General features: G+C 59.3%; 20 protein-coding genes and 1 tRNA gene. 13 read left to right on the top strand and 8 right to left on the bottom strand.

Going from position 1 to position 21,571, the window contains the following annotated elements:
• The first annotated feature begins 20 nt into the window (after positions 1-20).
• From CRI93_RS07525 to CRI93_RS07505, 5 genes are all read left to right on the top strand, one after another.
• Positions 21-1,157, top strand: coding sequence for an LptF/LptG family permease (locus CRI93_RS07525; RefSeq protein ID WP_245850396.1), 1,137 nt, complete (start codon positions 21-23; stop codon positions 1,155-1,157).
• A gap of 499 nt (positions 1,158-1,656) precedes the next feature.
• Positions 1,657-3,027 carry a tryptophanase gene (locus tag CRI93_RS07520; protein WP_098062010.1) on the top strand — a complete coding sequence of 457 codons (1,371 nt, stop codon included), beginning with the start codon at positions 1,657-1,659 and terminating at the stop codon, positions 3,025-3,027.
• Between the two features lie 484 nt (positions 3,028-3,511).
• Positions 3,512-3,778 carry a hypothetical protein gene (locus tag CRI93_RS07515; protein ID WP_098062009.1) on the top strand — a complete coding sequence of 89 codons (267 nt, stop codon included), beginning with the start codon at positions 3,512-3,514 and terminating at the stop codon, positions 3,776-3,778.
• Positions 3,779-3,799: 21 nt separating this feature from the next.
• The gene (locus tag CRI93_RS07510) at positions 3,800-4,609 is read left to right on the top strand and encodes a glycerophosphodiester phosphodiesterase family protein (protein WP_098062008.1); all 810 of its coding nucleotides are present in this window, start codon (positions 3,800-3,802) and stop codon (positions 4,607-4,609) included.
• 25 nt (positions 4,610-4,634) lie between these two features.
• The gene (locus tag CRI93_RS07505; RefSeq protein WP_098062007.1) at positions 4,635-5,144 is read left to right on the top strand and encodes a hypothetical protein; all 510 of its coding nucleotides are present in this window, start codon (positions 4,635-4,637) and stop codon (positions 5,142-5,144) included.
• Between the two features lie 24 nt (positions 5,145-5,168).
• Here the strand turns inward: CRI93_RS07505 and CRI93_RS07500 are convergent, their stop codons facing one another.
• From CRI93_RS07500 to pdhA, 6 genes are all read right to left on the bottom strand, one after another.
• Entirely contained in the window at positions 5,169-5,996 is an 828-nt protein-coding gene (locus CRI93_RS07500) for a hypothetical protein (protein WP_141491615.1), read from the bottom strand.
• 182 nt (positions 5,997-6,178) lie between these two features.
• Positions 6,179-7,060: a DNA adenine methylase gene (locus CRI93_RS15130; RefSeq protein ID WP_141491614.1), complete on the bottom strand. Its 882-nt coding sequence runs from the start codon at positions 7,058-7,060 to the stop codon at positions 6,179-6,181.
• A gap of 5 nt (positions 7,061-7,065) precedes the next feature.
• Positions 7,066-7,920, bottom strand: a complete 855-nt coding sequence (locus CRI93_RS07490; protein WP_098062004.1) for a NotI family restriction endonuclease — start codon at positions 7,918-7,920, stop codon at positions 7,066-7,068.
• Positions 7,921-8,030: 110 nt separating this feature from the next.
• Entirely contained in the window at positions 8,031-9,416 is a 1,386-nt protein-coding gene (locus tag CRI93_RS07485) for a pyruvate dehydrogenase complex dihydrolipoamide acetyltransferase (protein WP_098062003.1), read from the bottom strand.
• Between the two features lie 83 nt (positions 9,417-9,499).
• Positions 9,500-10,486, bottom strand: coding sequence for a pyruvate dehydrogenase complex E1 component subunit beta (locus CRI93_RS07480; protein ID WP_098062002.1), 987 nt, complete (start codon positions 10,484-10,486; stop codon positions 9,500-9,502).
• 80 nt (positions 10,487-10,566) lie between these two features.
• Positions 10,567-11,775, bottom strand: a complete 1,209-nt coding sequence (pdhA, locus tag CRI93_RS07475; RefSeq protein WP_098062149.1) for a pyruvate dehydrogenase (acetyl-transferring) E1 component subunit alpha — start codon at positions 11,773-11,775, stop codon at positions 10,567-10,569.
• 333 nt (positions 11,776-12,108) lie between these two features.
• Here pdhA and CRI93_RS07470 point away from each other — a divergent pair, with 333 nt between their 5' ends.
• The 6 genes from CRI93_RS07470 to CRI93_RS07445 all read left to right on the top strand — a co-directional run bounded on the left by CRI93_RS07470 (position 12,109) and on the right by CRI93_RS07445 (position 16,644).
• Entirely contained in the window at positions 12,109-12,834 is a 726-nt protein-coding gene (locus CRI93_RS07470; RefSeq protein ID WP_098062148.1) for a polyprenol monophosphomannose synthase, read from the top strand.
• A 229-nt stretch (positions 12,835-13,063) separates the two neighbouring features.
• Positions 13,064-13,408 (top strand): phosphomannose isomerase type II C-terminal cupin domain, encoded by a 345-nt coding sequence (locus CRI93_RS07465; RefSeq protein ID WP_098062147.1) that lies wholly within the window; start codon positions 13,064-13,066, stop codon positions 13,406-13,408.
• Positions 13,409-13,505: 97 nt separating this feature from the next.
• Complete coding sequence (gene def / locus CRI93_RS07460) at positions 13,506-14,096, top strand: peptide deformylase (protein WP_098062001.1); 591 nt, start codon at positions 13,506-13,508, stop codon at positions 14,094-14,096.
• A 60-nt stretch (positions 14,097-14,156) separates the two neighbouring features.
• Positions 14,157-14,912 (top strand): metal ABC transporter ATP-binding protein, encoded by a 756-nt coding sequence (locus CRI93_RS07455; RefSeq protein ID WP_098062000.1) that lies wholly within the window; start codon positions 14,157-14,159, stop codon positions 14,910-14,912.
• A complete protein-coding gene (locus CRI93_RS07450; RefSeq protein ID WP_098061999.1) occupies positions 14,905-15,699 on the top strand; it encodes a metal ABC transporter permease in 795 nt (264 codons plus the stop codon). The genes CRI93_RS07455 and CRI93_RS07450 overlap by 8 nt, the downstream gene beginning before the upstream one ends.
• Before the next feature lie 132 nt (positions 15,700-15,831).
• On the top strand, positions 15,832-16,644 hold the full coding sequence (locus tag CRI93_RS07445; protein WP_176521766.1) for a DUF3047 domain-containing protein: 813 nt from the start codon (positions 15,832-15,834) through the stop codon (positions 16,642-16,644).
• Between the two features lie 385 nt (positions 16,645-17,029).
• On the opposite strand, the gene CRI93_RS07440 is transcribed toward CRI93_RS07445, so the two are convergent.
• On the bottom strand, positions 17,030-17,482 hold the full coding sequence (locus tag CRI93_RS07440; protein WP_098061997.1) for a dCTP deaminase/dUTPase family protein: 453 nt from the start codon (positions 17,480-17,482) through the stop codon (positions 17,030-17,032).
• 194 nt (positions 17,483-17,676) lie between these two features.
• A tRNA-Leu gene (locus tag CRI93_RS07435) sits at positions 17,677-17,761 on the bottom strand.
• Positions 17,762-17,954: 193 nt separating this feature from the next.
• Here CRI93_RS07435 and CRI93_RS07430 point away from each other — a divergent pair.
• A complete protein-coding gene (locus tag CRI93_RS07430) occupies positions 17,955-18,449 on the top strand; it encodes a 6-pyruvoyl trahydropterin synthase family protein (protein ID WP_098061996.1) in 495 nt (164 codons plus the stop codon).
• Between the two features lie 648 nt (positions 18,450-19,097).
• Positions 19,098-21,569, top strand: coding sequence for a hypothetical protein (locus tag CRI93_RS07425; RefSeq protein ID WP_217992512.1), 2,472 nt, complete (start codon positions 19,098-19,100; stop codon positions 21,567-21,569).
• The last annotated feature ends 2 nt before the right edge of the window (positions 21,570-21,571 follow it).

Raw genomic sequence — 21,571 nt, 5'->3', positions numbered from 1 at the left:
GCCTTCACGTGGGTTGGCAGGTGCCTGTACATCCTCCTCGTTCCTACGACTTACGCCTCACGCCTCCTTCGGTGACTCGGTTCGATTGGCATATTGTGGCGCGCGTACTCAAGGGCTTTGCGCTCTTTGTATCTGCGCTGATCGTGTTCTTCATTGTGCTGCACTGGGTCGAGTACAACGACGACTTTGTGGACCGCGGCGCCGACATGAGCGAGATCTTCCGGGTCTACTATCCGGCGTACATCCCGGAAATCGTGCGCCTCATCTCTCCGCTGGCCATCTTCCTGTCGTGCATCTACGTGACTGGGAAGCTTGCCCAAGAGGTGCAACTCATTGCACTCCAAACCTCGGGCGTGTCGCTCTACCGCCTGATGCGTCCGTACCTGCTGGTGGGCGTTACGCTCACGCTGGTTATGTTCGGATTCAACGGATGGGTCGTGCCGCGTGCCAATGAGGTCGTGGTTCAATACGACAATGAATACCTGCATCCAGAGCGCCAGACGATTGAGGTAAGCGAGATTCACCGCCAGAACGATCCACGCAGCATTGTGTCGGTGGGCTACTATGACACGGGCGAGCAGCGCGCGCACCACGTCTCCCTGCAACGCTTCGACGAGCAGCAGCACCTGCGCGAGCGCTTCGACGCCGACCGCATGGACTGGGTCGACTCGTTGCAGGTGTGGCGCATGGTGGGCGTCACCGAGCGTACCTTTCCCGACGACCAGCCCATGCAGCAGGCCTACCACTCGCGCATGGACACCACCTTGCAGATTACGCCACGCGACCTGGCCCGCACCGCCCGCGATGTGGAAGCGATGACGGTTACCGAGGCGCGCTACTACCTCGAATCTCTTCAGCGCTCAGGGGCAGGACAGCTGGGACGCCCGCTCGTGGCCTACTACAACAAGTTTGCCTATCCGGTGGCCAACCTCATTCTTGTGCTCATTGCCGTGCCCCTGGCTGCGGTGCGGCGGCGCGGCGGGCAAGCGGTACGCTTTGGGATTGGGCTGTTCGTAGCACTGCTGTATCTGGCCGCGCAGAAACTGAGCGAACCCTTTGGCTACGCTGAAACCCTCGACCCGTGGCTCACCACCTGGATCCCCCATGCTCTGTTCGCTACCGTTGCGTTGCTACTGCTTCTGCAAGCGCGCAAGTAACGCGGTGTGCAAGTTTTCCCATTGTCCTTTCGGGGCGGGCATCCCCCTTTGTCGCTGCGCGACGTATACTCCGCTTCGCTTCGTCAGTCGCTAACGCTCGTGTCTCCCCTTCGCGAAGGGGGAAACGCCCGAACAGCGTGAGGGAATGGGGGATGCCAGGACCGCGTATTCTGCCACAAGGCTATCACCAAGGGAAAAAGGAAACCTGCACATGCCGTTAAGTAGCTCCAGGGATGCTGGTCAAATGCTAAGTGATGCACCAAGATTGCGGCATCACTTGCCCCCTTTTCCTGCAGTGTCATTCCGATCCCGACAGCAGTCGGGAGAGGAATCTCCTGCACTCCCGAGACGCGCTTCCGGGCACTCATCATTGGACCATGAACCGCTGCCGCTCCAGATTCAACCTGCAGAATCCAGGGAATGCTCGCTTTTTGCGTATCGTTTTGTATGTTGAGGCCGCACCGTTTCTTGTTCGTTACTTATTCTGCACCCGCTGCCTATGGATACGATTATCGAGCCCTTCCGCATCAAGTCAGTCGAGCCGATTCGCCTCACTACACGTCCCGAGCGCGAGGCACTGATTGAGGAGGCCCACTACAACCTCTTCAACCTTGACGGCGACGACGTGATGATCGACCTGCTCACCGACTCGGGCACCGCCGCCATGAGCGCTGCGCAGTGGGGCGGGCTGATGCAGGGCGACGAGAGCTACGCGGGCTCGTCCTCGTACTACCGCTTCGAGGCTGCCGTGCGCGATTTGATGCCGTTCGAGCACATCATTCCCACCCACCAGGGGCGCGCTGCCGAACGCATCCTCATGGGCATTGTAGCAGATGAAGACGCCATCATCCCCAACAACACGCACTTCGACACCACGCGCGCCAATATCGAAGCCACCGGGGCGGAGGCGGTGGATCTGGTCATTGAAGAAGGCCACGATCCAGCGAATATGCATCCGTTCAAGGGCAATATGGACGTGGATCGCCTCGATGCGCTCCTCCAGGAGAAGGCCCATCGCATCCCCCTGGTGATGTGCACGATCACCAACAACTCGGGCGGCGGACAGCCGGTGTCGCTGGCCAATCTCAAAGCCATCAAGGCGGTGTGCGAGGCGCACGATGTCCCGCTCTTTCTGGATGCGTGTCGGTTTGCCGAGAACGCCTATTTCATCAAGATGCGCGAGGAGGAGTACGCGGATTGGAGTGTGCCCGACATCGTTCGCGAGATGTTCAGCCACGCCGATGGCATGACCATGAGCGCGAAGAAAGATGCGCTCGTCAATATTGGGGGATGGCTGGCGCTGAACGACGATGCCTGGGCCGAGGCCGCCCGCAACCAGCTGATCCTTACCGAAGGCTTCCCCACCTACGGCGGCCTCGCCGGGCGTGACCTGGAGGCGATTGCGCAGGGCCTGAAGGAGATTGTGCGCGAGGACTACCTGGCCTACCGCATGGCCTCGACGCGCTACCTGGGGCAGGCGCTCACCGACCTCGGTGTGCCCGTGGTGCGGCCCATCGGCGGACACGCGGTCTACATCGACGCAAAGGCGCTCTTGCCGCATATCCCGCCGCTGCAGTATCCGGGGCAGGCGCTCGCCGTAGCGCTCTACGAAACCGGCGGGATTCGAGGCTGCGAGATCGGCTCTGTGATGTTTGGCCGTCAGCCCGACGGCTCCGAAGAACCCGCTGCTATGGAGCTCGTGCGCCTGGCTATCCCACGTCGCGTGTACACGCAGTCGCACATCGACTATGTGATCGAGTGCTTCGAAGACATCGTGGAGCGTACCCGTGAGCTGCCCGGCTACGCCATCACCCACGAGCCCGAACAGCTGCGCCACTTCACTGCGCATTTTGCTCCGATTGATGCTTAGTGCTGTGTCACGCGTCGATCTCGGGGTAGCAACGTACCCCTCCCAAACGCTGTCATTTTGAGCGAAGCAACTGCGCTTAGCAGGTGCGGAGTCCTGACACGAGCGAAGCGACTGATGAACGCAGTGAATAAACGTCTCCCCGAGGTTGGCAGACCCCCTCCGCTGTATCTGCCAAGCGCCAAGGAGATGTTTCGACGCGCTTCGCCCCGGACAGCTCGGGGCTCCGCTTGCTCAACATGACAACCCGTTGGAGAGAAAGGCCTGGAGGGAGCCTTGCACCGCGCATTGTGCTCCAGTTGATGCATAGGATCGTTACCATCCTTCCCGACTGGAGGCGGTCAAGATGACCTGCGATTGGGAGACATCTCACCAGAAGTATCCTGTCGAAGACTGTCGTCTATCACGCAGCACGCTCGACTTTTTCTGAGATGCGTTGTATGTTGCGCTGTACACGCCCATCCGAATCTTCATATGACTCGTATTTATGTCCGACGACGTCTTTTCCAGCGGTCCGTCCCGCGATGATGAACTCAATGCCCTACGCTCCGAAGTGCGATCGCTGCGGAGCCGGATTCAAGAGCTTGAATCTGGCGGGGCCTCCGTACCCGACTCCATGCTCTTTGACACCAGCTTCCTGAAGCGCTCCTTTGCGGTGTTTGGGCATCATTTCGTGGCCAATCTCATCATCAGCATCCTGATTGGACTGCCTATTGCGCTGCTGCTTGTTCTGCTTGGTGTCCTTTCTGCGTAACCACTTGGTGTCGTACTGCTTATGTCGCTGCTCTCGTTTGGCACTGGTGCCTGCACTATCGTCGCTCACCGCGGCGGACGCGGTGGGGCGCCCGAAAACACGATTGCCGGATGCGACTGGGCCCTCGACCAGGGCGCCGAGGCGCTGGAGGTTGACGTGCAGCTCTCAGCCGATGGCGAACTGATCGCGATCCACGACCCAACGGTTGACCGCACCACCAACGGCACCGGACGCGTGCGCGACCTTTCTGTGCACACGCTCCAATCACTTGATGCGGGCTACCACTGGCAGAGCGAAGACGGCGCGTATCCGTATCGGGGCGGGGGGATTCGGTTGCCCACACTTCGAGAGATGCTGCAGCGCTACCCGGATACGCCGCTTATTGTGGAGCTCAAGGGCGGAGCCGGGCCGCGTATCGCCAATGCGATGAGCCACCTCATCGCTGACACCGAGCGTACCGACCAGATTGTAGTAGCCAGCTTCAGTGCCAGCATCTTGCACCGCTTTCGGGCGCTGCGTCCGCGTATCCCTACGAACATGGCGATGACCGAGACGGCTTCGTTCTATGCGCGTCACCTGCTGGGGAGGCACACCCGGTACGATCCGCCTGGAACTGCTTTTCAGGTGCCGCACTGGTACGGCCCGATTCAGGTGGTGCAGCGCCGTTTTGTGGAGGCGGCCCATGCGTGCCAGATGCCGGTGCAGGTGTGGACGGTCAACGACCGTGCCGAGATGGCCACGCTCCTGGCCTGCGGTGTGGATGCACTCATCACCGACTATCCACGCCGTGCGCGCGGTGCCGCTGCCCAGGCCGGGTGCGCCCGCTCGTAGCTCGTTTCCTCATTCCCGCTGTGCCATGATCAGTCTTCGCATGCGGCCTGCGTTTGAGCGGCACCTGTCGTGCTCGCCCAATGCGGCTGTTGAGGCCCTACAAACCCACGTTGAGCAGTCGGACGACGGCTACCGGGGCGCGTTCTACGATAAGCACGTCATCATCAACGTGCCGAAGGACGAAGCCTGGTTTTGGTCGCCACAACTCAGCCTCGACCTCCAGCCCAAGAATGGGGGCACGCGCCTGCGCGGCGTGTACGGGCCGCGCCCGTCAGTGTGGACGATGTTCATGGCCATGTATGCGATGGCAGCCTTTGCGGCGTTTCTGGGCGGCGTGGTGGGTGGCACGCAGTGGAGCCTGGGGATGGACGCACCCTGGCTGTGGTCGATTCCTGCGGGGGGCGGGCTGGCACTGGCCACGTACGCCCTGGCGCTGATGGGCCAGTGGCTCAGCCGCGACCAGCTCGACGCGCTCTACACGTACACCGAGCGCGCCCTGGCCGCCGCCGACCCTGAGCTACCGCACGACCCGTAATAAGCGAAGCCTACCGGCCGATCTCTACTGCTGACGCTCCCACGCCTCGCGCGAGGCAAAGCGCTCTACGTCTGGCACGTCAGCCCCAGAAGCAATCTCTACCCGAGCGCGCTCATCCACAATCAGACGCCCTTCTACGCGGCTGTCGCCATCGATGCTGAGCACCGGCGGCTGAGAGCCGTCCCAGTCCTCGTGCATCAGCAGCCGCACATCGCCGCGGATGACCGTTCCCGCACGCAGTCGGATGTCTCCGTTTCGGGCATCAACCAGCTGGTCGACCTGGGTGCCTGAAAGGGTGATGGTGCCATTCCGGGTTTCCACTTCGCCCTGAATGCGCACACCCTCTGCGGTCTCGATGGATCCGTTGCGCGTCTCAACATCGCCGTCCACCGTTGACTCCCGTTCAATCGTCACATTTCCATTGCGCGTCTCCACCGCCCCGCCAATGGTGCTTTCTGCGCCAATGGTGACGCGTCCGTTGCGCGATTCAATGCCCCCCGTGGTGTTTGCTCCACGAAGTACCAGCGCCCCGTTCCGCGTTTCGATGGACGCAGCCTGCGCGCCTTGCTGCAGCACAATAGCGCCGTTGCGATTCACAATGTTGCCTACCTGTGCACTCTCGCCAATTGTAATGGCTCCGTTGCGGCTCTCGACATCATCAGAGGTGGTCGTACCCGCTTCAACCGCGATGGGGTCATTCCGGGTCTCCAACGGCGACGTATCGTCATCCGACTGCGCACCTGCGCATCCAACCGTACTGATCCAGACCATTGTGAGCATCAGCAGGGCAGGGCCGGTCAAGGAAATCCGTACCTGCGGCAGGCGAGCCAGCGTTCGAGATAGCATAGTCATAGTGGATGCAGGGGAATGGTTCATGGAATAGAGGGTTAAAGCCAGCTTCGTTGTCGTCTCTCAGGACGACCATTCCCCAACCAATGTTACAGGCTTTTTTTGCCATGCATTGTCCAACGCAAAACGCCGCTTTCGCATCCTGCACAATGCAGAGGCAGTGTGCTTCCAACAAGATGGGCGTTCTACATAGACGGATCCATGCTCCGCAACCAGGTCAGATCTTTGCCAATGAGCAGCTCCGTTTTTCGCGTGTGATGCGTTGTGGACACGATAAGCTCCTCCGAGTCAAACCCATGCGCGTTCACAAGCGCCTGCACATGCTCCGAATTGTCGTATGTAAGGAGAACCGTTCCTTCAGCAGAAGCGGCGTATCGGAAGATTTCGTCGTGATCCACATCCGAATGCTCGTATAAACGCCCGCCTGCCTTGGGATACGGCGGATCGATAAAGAGAGCCTCCTGCGCTCCGACATGGTCGGGAAACACGTTGAATGCATCGCCTTCCACGAACGTGACGCGGCTACGAAAGTCAGCAATCTTCTGAATCCGCTGGACAAGCGTTTTTGCATACCAGCGCGAGCTAAGCCCTTTGCCGTTCTCCCCCTTTTTGACCCATCCAGCCCCGGGAGCTGTAATTCCTCCCCGGCTTACGCGATTGTGCACAATCATAGCAAAAGCCCGGTCGCGTACCGATTGATCTTTGGCTTCGATGGCTCCTTCTGCTGCCGCGCGCGACATTTCGAATGACTGAATACGGTCGAGCAGCCAGTCAACCTCATCGCTAAAGATTGTTTTCCAAACTGCGCTTACATTCTCATCTACTTCAACAAGAATGACCTCATCAACTATTGTGTGTGCCCACGGCTCTATGGCAACAGCAAGCCCTGCATGGGCTCCACCTGCAAACGGCTCGACAAATACCGAAGGCTGCGTCGATAGTATCCACTGCTTTATGTAAAAGTACCACCGCGACTTTCCACCTGGGTACCGAAATGGACTGTACAGTGGTACTTTCGCAACATTGGGAAGCGTATATTCTACGTCGTCGAAAAGCGTTTTGGGCATATCTCTTATAATGTAAATATGGGACTGTCATCACGTGCTAACTTTCGCTGAAGCGCCGCGCGTATGTCTGAATCATCTTCCGGCGTTTCAAAATACTGCAGATCGGTTAATGTGTGCTCTACACGAGTATGTATTGTGTCTACTTTTGTGAGCCGATGCCGTTCATCCTCGCGAACCAAGTCGTAGATAAGCCACACCATGTTAGCGTCTTCAATGGGAACGCGCGTGAGATCAGGCATGGAGTCATAGAACGGTTGTTGGATGACAACAGCCTGTTTTTTCCCCAACTCTGCGAGAAGCGTACCCTTTGAGTTGATCTGACGAAAGAGTCGCTTGTGCGAAGAACGCCAGTCTGGGGTCGGATAGTAGCCTCCACGTTCAGACACACGCGAGCGCCAATCACGGCTGGCTTGCTCAGGGTCATCCATGTAGTGCTCAAACGGACGCCGCATGTTGCCGCTGATGTAAACAGACTGGACTTCTATCGTCCCAAAGTCTACGATGCTGTCGTCTTCTACCTTCACGAGTACAAAGTCAATGTTGCCAACAACCTCGTTGTCTGCATCGCGCATTTGATATTCGCGAAGCACGTGGTATGTAGAGCCATTCTCGAAGAAGAATGCAGCACTATCTCTAACAATCGTCCAGTCTTCAGTGAACCGCTGCGGACAGGTGATCACAGCATTTCCGCGCTGATGGACATTGCATGCCCCGAGTGGGTCGCTCTTCTTGTCTTTTGTGCAGTACTGGGACTTGTTGTTGAATGGACAGAGTTTCTCCTCACGGTGCTGCACTGCTTCCTCTGAGAAATCGTCGATCGCATATCCGAATACTTCAACGAGTGGGTTGTCTGCATTCATGGCACTGGGGAAATAAGGACAGGCCTACAAGGATAAGCGCATTAAAACGCCGCAGCCGAATCCGGGAGGATTCCGCTGCGGCGCAGGATGGATTCGAATGAGAGGTGGCGTTACAGCAGCATCGTCATGGGGTCTTCGAGGTAGCCGCGTACGGTGTCGAGGAACTGCGCTCCTACGGCGCCATCCACCACGCGGTGATCGCAGGAGAGCGTTACCTTCATGCGCTTGCCGGGCACAACCTCGCCGTCTTCGACGACCGGCTCATCGCGAATGCCGCCAATCGCGAGGATGGCTGCGTTCGGCGGATTCAGGATCGCCGTGAACTCTTCGATGCCGAACATGCCCAGGTTGCTCGTGGTGAAGGTGGCGCCTTCATACTCTTCGGGCTGCAGCTCGCGGTCGCGGGCTTTCCCGGCCAGCTCGCGCGTCTCAGCTGCGATCTGCGTGAGGCCCTTCTGGTCGGCATTGCGGATGACGGGCGTAATCAGCCCCTCGTCAATCGCGACGGCAACGCCTACGTGCACGTCGTCGTAGAGACGGATTTCCCCTTCGTCGGCGTGGTAGGAGCCATTTACGTATTCGTGCTCACGCAGCGCCAACGCGCAGGCCTTCGTGATCAGGTCGTTGTACGAGATGCGCGCACGGTCTTGCGCCTCGGCGCGTTCGTTGAGCTCGGCGCGCACGCTGGCCGCGCGGGCCATGTCGACGTCGATCGTGAGGTAGAAGTGCGGCGCGGTGAACTTGCTCTGCGCCAGCCGCCGCGAGATCGCTTTCCGCATCTGCGAGATGGTCTCGGTGTCGTAGCCCACGTCGATTTTGACGGATTCGGTGGGCGCGGGCTGTGGCGTGGGGGCGCCGTCGCCTGAGGGCGCGGGGGCTGTTTCGGGCGCGGCGTCGGGCGTGGCCTCACGCTGTTCGAGGGCTGACTCCACATCGCTGCGTACAACGCGTCCGTTCGGACCGGTGCCTGCTACGCTCCCCAGATCCAGGCCGTGCTCCTGCGCCACACGGCGTGCCAGGGGCGAGGCTTTCACGCGCTCGCCGCTCGCATCGGTGGGCGCCGGGACGGGTTCGGGGGTGCGCTCGGCCAGTTCGCCATCGCCGGCAGGGCTGGCGGGCGCCTCCGTCTCTGGCGATGCAGGTTCTGGTTGCGAGGACGCAGCTTCTGCCGAAGCCGCCTCGGTCTCGGAGCTGGCGGCAGCCTCGGAGGCGTCGTCGGAACCGCCCGTATCTCCAACAAGATCAGAGATGTCTTCGCCCTCTTCGCCCAGTACAGCAATCATTTCGCCGATGGGTACGGCATCGCCCTCATCGATCATTTTTTTGAGGAGGATGCCGTCGTCGAAGGCTTCCAGATCCATGGTGGCCTTGTCGGTTTCGACCTGAGCGAGAATGTCGCCCGCCGAAACAGCGTCGCCTTCGTCGACCAGCCAGGCGGAAAGGACCCCTTCCTCCATGGTGTCGCTGAGCTTGGGCATTTCAATTGTGATAGCCATAGACAGTTGGTTTTGTGCAGCAGGTGAGTATCAGCAGAACAGGAATGGGGGATGCGCAGGCTGCGGGGCCCGCCCACAGGGGGTTAGGCGTCAGCGTAGAGCACCTGGCGGCAGGCAGTCACGGTTTCATCGACGCTGGGCATGTACGCCTCGTACAGATTCGGTGCATAGGGCGAGGGCGTGTCGGCGGCGTTGACGCGCGCTACGGGCGCATCCAGGTAGTCAAACGCGCGCTCCTGCACCTGCTGCGACACCTCGCTCGCAAAGCTGGTGAAGGGATTGCTCTCGTCGACAATGACGAGGCGATTCGTCTTTACAACCGACTCCACGATCGTGTCAATGTCGAGCGGCTTAATGGTGCGCGGGTCGATAACCTCGGCCTCGTAGCCTTGCTTGGCCAGCTCCTCGGCGGCATTCATAGCGAGGTGGTAGCTCTTGTTGTGCGCCACGATAGTGACGTCGCCGCCGGTACGCGCAACGCGCGCTTTGCCGATGGGCAGCGTGTAGTCGTCCTCGTCCGAAACCTCGCCCTTCAGACCGTACATGAGTTCGCTTTCCAGGAAGAGCACCGGGTCGTCGTCGCGCACCGCGCTTTTGAGCAGACCCTTCGCATCGTCCGGGTTCGACACGGATATGACCTTGAGGCCTGGGAAGTTGGCATAGATGGCCTCGACCGAGTTGCTGTGCGTGGCCGCGAGCTGTCCGGCGGCACCGTTGGGGCCGCGGAAGACAATGGGCGTGCCAAACTGCCCGCCCGACATGTAGCGAATGTTCGCCGCGTTGTTGACCACCTGGTCGAACGCGACAAACGAGAAATTCCACGTCATGAACTCGATGATGGGGCGCAGGCCGTTCATGGCCGCGCCGATGCCGAGTCCGGCAAAGCCCAGCTCACTAATCGGCGTGTCGATGACGCGGTCGGAGCCAAACTCGTCGAGCATGCCCTTGCTCACCTTGTAGGCGCCGTTGTATTCGGCCACCTCTTCGCCCATCAAGAACACCTTGTCGTCGCGGCGCATTTCTTCGGACATTGCCGCGCGAATTGCTTCACGTAATTGCAGTTCAGCCATCGGGTAGGAAACAGTCAGTCAGTACGTAATATCGTTGGGGAGGCGCGCGGCAGGCGCGCCCGTGGGTGCCAATGCGCAGGTCAGTTCAGGAAGCGGTAGTCGTCCTGCGCGTACACATTGTCGTAGAGCTCGCTCTCGTCGGGGAAGTCGCTCTCTTCCGCAAAGTCGATCGCGTCGAGCACGACCTGTTGCAGCTCGTCGTCAATCGCGTCGAGCTCGTCTTCGGTGGCAATGTCGTTGGCCACAAGATAGCGCTGCAGACGCACAATGGCGTCTTCGCTCTTGCGGTCGTCGAGCTCGCCTTCTTTGCGATACGCGGCGGGATCGCTAATGGAGTGGCCCTGGTAGCGATACGTGCGGATCTCCAGCAGCGACGGCTGGCCGTTGCGCGCCATTTCAGCGTGGTCGTGCACCGCCTTCTTGACGCTAAACACGTCCATGCCGCTTACGAGCGCGGCGGGCATGTCGTACGAGAGGGCCTGCTTGAAGAGGTCGGGCTGCGAGGAGGCGCGGTCCACCGCGGTGCCCATGGCGTACTGGTTGTTCTCGATGATCGTAACCAGCGGCAGATCGTAGAGCGAGGCCAGGTTCAGCGCTTCGTGAAAGGCGCCCTGGTTTACCGCGCCATCGCCCAGAAAGCAGAGACAGACGTTGTCTTCGCCGCGATACTTGTGCGCGAAGGCGATGCCCGCGCCCACCGGCACGTGCGCGCCCACAATACCGTGTCCACCAAACAGACGCTGTTCCTCGCTAAAGAAGTGCATCGACCCGCCTTTTCCGCGCGATGAGCCCGTGGCCTTGCCAAAGAGCTCCGCCATGGCCGGTCCGGGCTGCATGCCCATGGCCAGTCCCAGGCCGTGGTCGCGATATGCCGTGATGACGGAGTCCTCGCCCAGCCGAATCCCGTGGACTGATCCGGTCGAGACGGCCTCCTGACCAATGTACAGGTGCAGAAAGCCCGAAATGTTCTGCTTCTGATACTGCTGACGGCAGCGCTCCTCGAAGCGGCGCTGCAGCGTCATGCTACGAAACATCTCGACGAGCTCGTCCGCGTCGGCGTCTACGTCGTCGTGCGTATACGCATCGGCCGGATACGTGTCGAAGGTGTACTCCTCCGTAATCGGATCGCTGGGAATGACGATCGACTGCTCGGTCCACGGCCCTTTGGGCGCGTCGTCGGCGACGCCGTTGCCCGACGCCGCAGCGTCGGACGCTGTGTCCTCAGCAGCTGCATCGCCAGTGGCGTCTTGCGCATTGCTTTCGTCTACTACCTCGTTGCTCGATGCCATAACCGTATCGTTGGGTATCAGGATGATGGATAGCGTGGGGCGGCCCACCCGAAAGCGGTCCCCGGATATACCAGCTCTTTTAAGTGAGGCCGTGGCGTACGGTTTCGGTGTGACACGGAATCGGAACGGTTTCCTATCGTTCTTTGTGGAGAACCTTTGCGATGACGGCGGACCGCCTCGCACGATCCGGGGTACAACCCGGAGCTACGTTTCGATTTATGCCTCGCTTTTTAGCGCAGGTTTTGGGCTCAACCGCTGCTGTTACGTGTCTGTACGTGTGCACGCCCCGACCGCTTGTTACGCCTGCCCTCTTTCCTGACCCACTTGCGTTCTGTGCCCCCCACGCTGGTTCTCGTTCCCACGTACAACGAAGCTGCCACCATCGAAGTGCTGCTCACCCGCATCATGGAGCTGCCCGATGCAGTGCATGTGCTCGTCATTGATGACGGCTCGCCCGACGGCACCGCCGACCTGGTGCGTAAGGTGAAGACCGTGCATCCCAACCGGATTTTTCTGCTGGAGCGCTCCGGCAAGCAGGGGCTCGGCTCGGCCTACCGCGCCGGCTTCCGGTTTGCACTGGAGCGCGACTACACGTGCATCTGTGAGATCGATGCCGACCTTTCGCACGATCCCGACGACCTGCCGCGTCTCATTGAGCCGGTGGCCGCCGACAAAACCGACCTGGCCATCGGGTCGCGCTACATCGGCGGGGTGCGCGTCATCGACTGGCCGCTGCCGCGCCTGGTACTCTCGTATGGGGCAGGCATGTACACACGCGCCATCACCCGCATGCCCATCAAAGACGTTACAGCGGGATTCAAGTGCTTTCATCGCCGCGTGCCGACTCACCTCGACCTCGACCGCGTGCGCTCGAACGGGTATGCGTTTCAGGTCGAGATGCACTTTCGCACCTGGCGCGCTGGATTTCGCATCCAGGAAGTCCCCGTCATCTTTACCGAACGCAGCGAAGGGCAGTCCAAGATGAGCAAAGCCATCGTGCGCGAGGCGGCCTGGAAGGTGTGGGAACTGCGGCTGCGCGACTGGGTCGGGCGGCTGTGAGGCGGCAGCCCTGGTCTCCGACTATGGAAAACGCTCCGTGTACGTCATCCCGGCCCCTGAGCCGGAATCTTTCGTTTTTGAAGGACAGGACACAGGATGGAAGAATGCGCTTCCCCCGTCGCATCCCGCTGTATTTTCATAAAAAGAGCGCGTGCGATGCTTGCGTGATACCGTCGGTATCGGGCATACTACATCCTCCATCTTTTTTAACCATCAATCCAATTACCGCATGCTACTGGATGCCGACGACCGTCCGTGGGGACGCTGGGAAGAGTACTTGAATGAGCCGGGCTACCGCGTAAAGCGCATTGTAGTGAATCCGGGCGAACGCCTCTCGCTGCAAAAGCATGAGCACCGCCAGGAGCACTGGGTGGCCGTACAGGGCAGCGCCGACGTGACGCTCAACGACGACGTGATCACCATGGAGGTGGGCGACTCGGTCTTCATCGACATTGGCGATGTGCACCGCGTCACCAACCCAAACGACGCACCGTTTGTCTTTATTGAGACGCAGCTTGGGCTCTGCATCGAAGATGACATCATCCGCCTCGAAGACGACTACGGGCGCTCGTGAAGCGACCTGTAGCAGGGCACTCGCGGTCGAATCCCTGCGCCACACCACGGGTATAAGGAGACTGCGTTTTGTTTGTCCACCAGCCCCCGTTTGCTTCATGATTCTGCCCATCTACGTGTTTGGCCACGATGCGCTGCGGCGCGAGACGGAGCCCGTCACCGAGAACACCGAGGCGGTGCAAACGCTCATCAGCAACATGATCGAGACGATGCGCGCCGCTAACGGGCTGGGGCTGGCGGCTCCGCAAGTAGGCCGCACCGAGCGCATCTTTGTGGTGGACCTGCTTCCGCTGGCCGATGAGCTGCACGCCGACGGCGTCGAGTTTCCGGAGCAGCCGATGGTGTTTATCAATCCCAAAATTACATGGGAAAGCGAGGCTACCGGTAAATTCGAAGAGGGCTGCCTTTCGATTCCCGACGTCCGCGAACCCGTGCGGCGGCCCGAGCGGGTGCAGGTTGAGTACCTCGACCGCAACTTTGAGGAGCAGTCGTACGAAATGGGCGATATGCTGGCCCGCGTGGTGCAGCACGAATATGACCACCTCGAAGGCGTCCTCTTCACCGACCACCTGAGCGCCTTTCGCCGCCGCCTCTTACGCCGCACGCTGCGCCAGATGGCCAACGGCGACATCTCCGCCGAGTATCCCCTGCGCACCGCCGATGGCGATACCATTCCGGCTGCCGCATAGCTCGTACCTGTTCGGGCTCCTGGATGCAGGGGCATGTCTCATTGTGCTCATCGCTCTGCTATGGCCCAGGCGCCTGTCATTCAAGTCAACCGCCTTTCGGTGGATCGCGGGCGTCGGCGTGTCATCGACCACGTGACGTTCAACGTGGAGGCTGCCGCCTTCGTCGCGGTGGTCGGTCCCAATGGCGCAGGCAAAACCACGCTCCTGCATACACTGCTGGGACTTGTGGAGCCCTCTGATGGCACGGTGCGCGTGCTGGGCCACCCGCCGGGGCGCGATGCTCCACGCATTGGCTACGTGCCGCAGGTCAAGACGCTCGACCGTACGTTTCCCGCCGAAGTCATCGACCTGGTGTGCTCGGGACTCACCCACGCCTGGCCGTTCTGGCGCACGCAGTCAGCCACCGAGCAGGCCCGTGCCGCCCTACAGACCGTGGGGGCCGCCGATCTGGCCACAGCTTTGCTGAGCGACCTCTCGGGCGGCGAGCTGCAGCGCGTCTACCTGGCGCGCTGCCTGGTGCACGAGCCCGAGTTGCTGCTGCTCGACGAGCCCGCCACCGGCGTCGATGCCACCGGCGCTGCCGACCTCTACGAGCTCCTCGATCGCTACCAGGCCGACCACGACGCCACCATCGTAATGGTGACGCACGACTGGAACGCGGCCTACCACCACGCCACCGACGTACTCTTGCTCGACGGACGATGCATCAGCTACGGGCCGCCGCAGAAGGCGCTTGGGGCCGATCCGCTCCGCGAGGCCTTTGGACATGTCGGACACGCCCACGCTATGCTGCAAGGAGGCCCACCTCATGATTGATGCGCTTCAGTATCCCTTTATGCAGCGTGCGCTGGTGGTCGGTGTGTGCCTGGGCGCGCTGGCCAGCTACTACGGCGCGTTTGTGGTGCAACGCCGCATGAGCTTTCTCGGCGTGGGCCTCTCGCACGCCGCCTTCGGCGGGATTGCGCTGGGTCTGCTTCTGGGCATCGAGCCGTTCTGGGTCGCCGTGCCGTTTACCGTCGGTGTGGGATGGGCCATCGCATGGATTAGCGACCACGGCCCGCTCACCAGCGACACCGCTATCGGGATTCTGTTTGCTGTTGCTATTGCACTCGGCGTGGTGCTGCTCTCGTACCGGCAGCAGTACACCGCCGATGCGTTTACCTACCTGTTTGGCTCCATCCTGGCCGTGGAGGCATTCGACGTAGGTGTGCTACTCGCGCTCGTGGTGGGCACCGCGGCCCTGGCGCCGCTCTGGCCCCGATGGGCCTACGCTACGTTCGACCGCACCCTGGCCCGCGCCGATGGCGTGCCTGTGCAGCGCGACGACCTGATGCTCATCACCTGCATCGCCATTACCGTGGTGGCTGCGGTGAAGCTCGTCGGGGCCATTCTCGTGACCGCCTTTCTGGTGGTGCCCGCCGCCACCGCCCGGCTGCACGCACGCTCCTTCCGCACCATGACCCTTGGGGCCATGGGCGTGGGCACAACCACCGCCGTGGCGGGGCTCTTCGCCTCGTTCTACCTGGACTGGCCCAGCGGCGCCGCCATTATCTTGATGCAGGCACTCGTCTTTAGCCTTGCACTCGCGGTGTCTTACCGCTGAGGCATGGCGCCATGCCGAGCACGCATGTAACGCATCAGACACATACGCGCGGCGCCCCCATCCGCGTGCATGCCACAATCCGTACGGGTGTACAACGAAGCACTGTCCCTCGTACATCCCTGTGGCCTCGCTATGCGTGCTATCTTCGCTACGATTCTTGTTTGCACACTTGCCGCTGGGCTGGTTGGATTCGGCATGCTGTCGCTGCCCGACGATGTGATTCGCGTTGGCGATTTCTCGGCGGGACAGATCGAGCGCGGATTCCCGGCCGGGTGGCAGCCCATCACGTTTGGCGATATCGACACGCCTACCACGTACACCGTGCGGCGCGTGAACGACACGCTCGTGGTGCGGGCCGAGAGCGATGGCGGTGCCTCGGGACTGGCGACCGAGCGGCGCATCAACCCGAATACGCACCCGATCGTTGCGTGGCGGTGGAAGGTTAGCAACGTGCTCGACGAAGGCAGCGTCTACGAGAAGAGCGGAGATGACTATCCGGCGCGCCTCTACGTGACGTTCGACTACGATCGCAGCAACCTGAGCTTCGGGCAGCGCGCGCGCCTGCGCACCGCCAGCTTTCTTGGATACGACAACCTGCCCACGCGAGCCCTCAACTACATCTGGGCAAGCCAGGCCCCGATTGGCGAGCCCGTTGAAAACCCGTACACGCGCCTTGTGATGATGCTGCCCACGCAGAGCGGCTCCGAAAAGACCGGCCAGTGGGTCGAGGAGGTGCGTCACCTGGGTCACGACTACCGGCGCGCCTTCAGCGATGCCGAAGGCCCCCTGCCCAACGTAAACGGCGTAGCCATCATGACCGATACTGACGACACGGGCGAGTCGGCCACCGCGTACTACGGCGACATTCTGTTCATGACCGAAGCAGCCGCTGCCGCGCGGTATGGCGACGATGCGGTGTCGGCGCTTTCGTCTCCCCAACCATAACCGGGCTGACTGCCACAACGAAAATCCGGCTATCTGGAACAAGTCGCTAAAGACATACGTGGTCGACAAAAATTACCCGGCTGAGGACTTACGCAGTTGCGGCTCACACATGTTATCTCGTCGCGAGGCTCGTACCTGTTTAGCGGCCCTCGGGCTAAACATCCTACGTGTCCACCCCTCAGTCGCTCATGCGACAGCTCCCCTCTCCAGGGGAGCAGGTGGAAGCGGCACACTTTCGTTTGTCTCCCCCTTCGGCTGAAGGGGGATTAAGGGGGATGTGTGGTGCTGCCAAACGGCTCGGTCCCGTCCTTGTGCAAGAAACCACGACAATCGAGACCAAGTGCGTAACTCCTACCGGCTATCAAAGCGGGGGAGGCCGCGGCTTCTATTCGACAATGCCAAACACCTCCAGCCGCGAGATCCGGGCATTCTCTTTGATGTGACATCCGCCCGTGCCCACGGTCAGTAGCGTTTCGAGCGTGCCCTCGGGCGGATTAAGCACACGCGACGGGTGCTGTGCGCCTGCCCGCAGCAGCCGGGGGAGCGGGTCGAGCCGGGCGTGCTGGTCGCGGGCCAGCTGTATCATCTCGTTGTAGCGAACCAGGTATGTGCCTTCGTCCAGGCGCCACCAGCCGTAGCTGTCGTCGGGATTGGCCTTGGAGGGAGCCAGCCGCTCGCGTGGCGCCTCGGCATACTCGTCGCCGCCGAAGTCCAACTGCCCCGGACCACTCAGGCGAAAGATCTCGGCGACGGTAAGATCGGCACCATGGGGCGTTTCCTGTGTCTCCCAGTGGACGATGCCATCAAGCAGGGGTCGGATGTCTGCAATGCGTTGCATAACGAGACCGGTGTGGTTTGATGAACATCCCAGCGCGCTATCGCACAAATATGGTACAGCGCGTATGCCATCGTGTTGAGACGAGCATCCCAACGTAGCGTCCGGCCTCCGCATCCCCCTAAAAACACCCTGCAAACACAAAAAAACGCCCTGCTTTGGGGGAAAGCAAGGCGCTTCGAATCGTGTGGAATGGGTGCCCAAGAGAGGACTCGAACCTCCACGTCCGCAATGGACACTGGCTCCTGAAGCCAGCGCGTCTACCAATTCCGCCACTTGGGCAAGTGGGCTGCGTGTTGTGCAGACATGAGCGTAATAGTCTGATTTCGGATGCAAGTTCCACCAGGCTGCGCGAAGGTCTCGTAAATCGGGGCGATAGCGCGGCGGCGGGGAACCTCTGCAGCGCGGCGGTCGGTACGCATTCGTCCGTGCTTGACGCGGATCACTCGTCTGCTCGTTACCCTGTGTTTTTCGTATGACCGTCGCCAAACGCTTTCGGTGGGAAGCCGCGCATCGCCTGGCGGATCACCCCAGTCTGTGCCGCAACCTGCACGGCCACTCGTACACCTGCTGGATCGAACTCGACGGCACGCCGGGTCCGTCGGAGATGCTGATCGACTTTCAGGAGGTGAAGCGCGTCGTATCCCCCTTAATTGATGCGTGGGACCACTGCACCTACGTAAACCGGGACGACACGGCGCTGCGCGAGGCCCTGGCCACGCTCGGCGTAAAGCACTACGTCTTGGACGGCCGCAGCACCACCGAGGCGCTGGCCGACTACGTGGCGCGCTACCTGTGCACGCACGGCTTTGCCATGCTGCAAGACCACGGCGTAACGGCGGTGCAGGTGCGCGTGCAGGAGACGGAGACGTGCTACGCCATCACCCGCGCCACCGTTGCCGACTACGCCGATACGCCGGCTCCGGATCTGGAACAGGCGCTTGTGGAGACGGAGGCAGTAGCCGGATAGGCTCATTTGTCATGGGAAATACAAAACTCAGATCCATCTTGTGTATCACGTTCTGAAGACAAGCTCATTTACGTACCGTTAATGCGTACATGTGATACACAAACTGCAAATTAGCGCCACGAATCCGGCATTGATAGACCTGTCAGGTCTTGGAGACCTGAACAGGTCTCGCTAACTGTAGACTGCAACCCTCCACATAGCGATTCGGCGCAGATAATGTAGAGTGTGCCCTCCTCATCTGCACCTGTGCACGCACGGCTTCGCGATGCTGCAATCGTACACCGCCCCCGGATCTGGAAAAGGCGCTTGTGGAGACGGTAGCAGTGGTGAGATAGGCATTGTTTGTCATAGGGATGCGGTGGGTAGCCTTCACTATAAGAGCGGAGCCACTGAATGTGGTTTGGAAGCGCTCCCAGATTATGGCGAAACAGTTAACGTAAGCTTTTCATTCCTATGGGTGTGTTCTCAAAGAGCATGTTGATATTGCCGGTGGTTCAGCCTTATCATTGTGTAAAGAAAGTCAAGGCCCTTCTTATTCAGATTCGGGCTTTAGGTATCACTTATCAGCTTCAGCTTTCTCCCCTCCACAACTTGGGGAGCTATTGCCCCTAATCATCTCCGACCAGCATATCACCTTCAAATCGACGTATGACACACGAAAAACTCTTCTGGCTGCTCTACGAGGCTGACAAGGAAGACACTGTAGCAGAGGTCATTGATAGTCACCCTGAGGTCTTCCACGACGGAAACTGGGTTCCCTACGGGGGCAACGACAATAACTTCGGGGTTGTCGAAAATCAACAGGCTGCACCTGTCCCTGCACTTGTAGAGAAAATAACCAACTCCATTGATGCAATCCTAATGCGAAAGTGCTTGGAGAATGGAGTCGATCCGACTTCTCCAGAGGCTCCGCAATCGATAGAAAAAGCTGTCGAAAAGTACTTTCCTGAGCACTCGAACTGGGATCTTCCGAAATTCCGCCAGGAGCAAGCTGAAGACATTCAGATTATTGCGCAGGGACTGAAGTACACACCTTCCCTGGTGATTTACGATAATGGGGAGGGACAGCATCCCGAAGACTTTGACGACACGTTTCTGTCTCTGCTACGGGGCAACAAGAACGAAATACACTTCGTGCAGGGCAAGTACAATATGGGAGGTTCGGGAGCCCTTGTGTTCTGCGGAGATAAGCGTTACCAGTTGATTGGTTCACGTCGTTACGACGAGAGTGGCGACTTTGGTTTTACGCTGCTGCGTCGTCATCCCCTTTCAGGTGAAGAGCGTACACGCAAGAAAAACACCTGGTATGAGTACCTGAAGATTGATGGCTCAATCCCGTCTTTTCCGATCGGAAACGGCTTAGACTTGGGTCTGCACAATAGGCCTTTTACTACAGGGTCTATTCTCAAGCTGTATTCTTACAACTTGCCGAGCGGCGCAAAGTCTATCATCACACGAGACTTGAATCGGCACCTCAACGAGTTCTTGTTTGAACCGGCCCTGCCTGTATATACGATTGAAGGGCGTCGCGATAAGTACCCGCATGACAAGAACCCAGAACGCGATCTCTACGGCCTGAAGCGACGCCTGGAAGACAAACAGGATAAATACATCGATGAGACGTTTTCGCTTGATTGTGAGAGTGAAGACATAGGGGGGAAAATCAAAATCACCTGCTACGTCTTCAAGTCTCGCATTGACGGAAAGAGCGTCAAGGAAACCAAAAAGGCGATCAGAAGCGAGTTTTTCCAGAACAACATGCGTGTGGTCTTCTCTGTGAATGGCCAAGTGCATGGGCATTACACCACAGAGTTTATATCGCGGTCTCTGAAGTACGGCCTACTCAAGAACTATCTCCTCATCCATGTTGATGTTACTGACCTTGACGTGGAGTTTCGAAATGAGTTGTTCATGGCCTCACGAGACCGCCTGAAACAGGGCGATGAGTCGAGCACCTTGCGCAATTTAGTTGCCAAAGAGCTCAAAAGCAGCCGTCTGAAAGATATCTACAAGCGGCGCAAGAGCTCAATGAATGTTGAGAGCGAGAGTACAAAAGACCTTGTTCGGCAGTTTGCAGAGAACTTGTCCATGGACGAGGACATGACGAAGCTGCTCAACCAAACTCTTAAGCTTGACCAGCGATCAGATAACGGAAAGCAAAAGAGAAAATCACCCTCCTCAAAACAGCGAAAAAACAGCTCTCGTGGAGGGGATAAACCCTCATTCGAAGGCCACCGCCATCCTTCTTACTTCAACCTGCGCTCCGGGCAAGATGTAGACGGTCGTCGTGTCATCACGACTCCCCTTGGTGGCCAGCGAACCGTAAAGTTCGAGACCGATGTGGAAGATCAGTATTTTGACCGCGTCAGAGACCCCGGCGATCTCAAAATATCTATTCTTGACTATAGCCCGAACGAAACAAAAGGAGGAGACGAGTTGGGTCATCCCGATCAGGTATCGGATATCTTCGATATCGTGAAGTCCAGTCCTGACAAGGGAAAAATCCGAGTGCGGATGAAGCCCAAAAGCAATGTTAGCGTCGGCGATGCCTACCAAACGAAGGTGTCTCTTTCGGCTCCGGGGCAAAACCTGGAAGAGATTTTCTGGGTTAAGATCGGGAAGCCACGGAAGAACAATGGTAGCACAAAAACTGAGAAAAGCGAACCGGACCTCGACAACTTGATCGGGCTCCCCGAACTTATACCAGTGTTTGAGTCAGCGGATAAAGGAAAAGCCACTTGGGCTAATCTTGCCGACGTCATAGACATGGATTACGGAACCATTATGCATCCATTCGTGAACGAAGAAGACCGACTTGAAAAGATCTTCGTCAACATGGACAGCCGAGTGCTGCTCAATTACAAATCCAGTCAGAGCGGCGAAGAAGGCATTAAAATCGCTGAGAACCGCTATCTCTCCTCTGTCTATTTCCACACGCTCTTCCTTTACACGATTACGAAAAACCGCGGATATCAGATTAAGCAACCTCCCGAAGACGGCTACTCGCAGCCAGAAGAGGTTGAACTTGGCGACTACCTGAAGGATGTATTCGACAGTTACTACTCGGAGTTTCTGCTCAACTTCGAAACGGGTGTACTGATAGAGGCCATCGCAGACTAAAG

It is taken from the genome of Longimonas halophila (assembly GCF_002554705.1).
Classification (GTDB): domain Bacteria; phylum Bacteroidota; class Rhodothermia; order Rhodothermales; family Salinibacteraceae; genus Longimonas; species Longimonas halophila.
The sequence above is the reverse complement of the archived record's forward strand: the minus strand, read 5'-3'. Positions and strand labels throughout refer to the sequence as shown.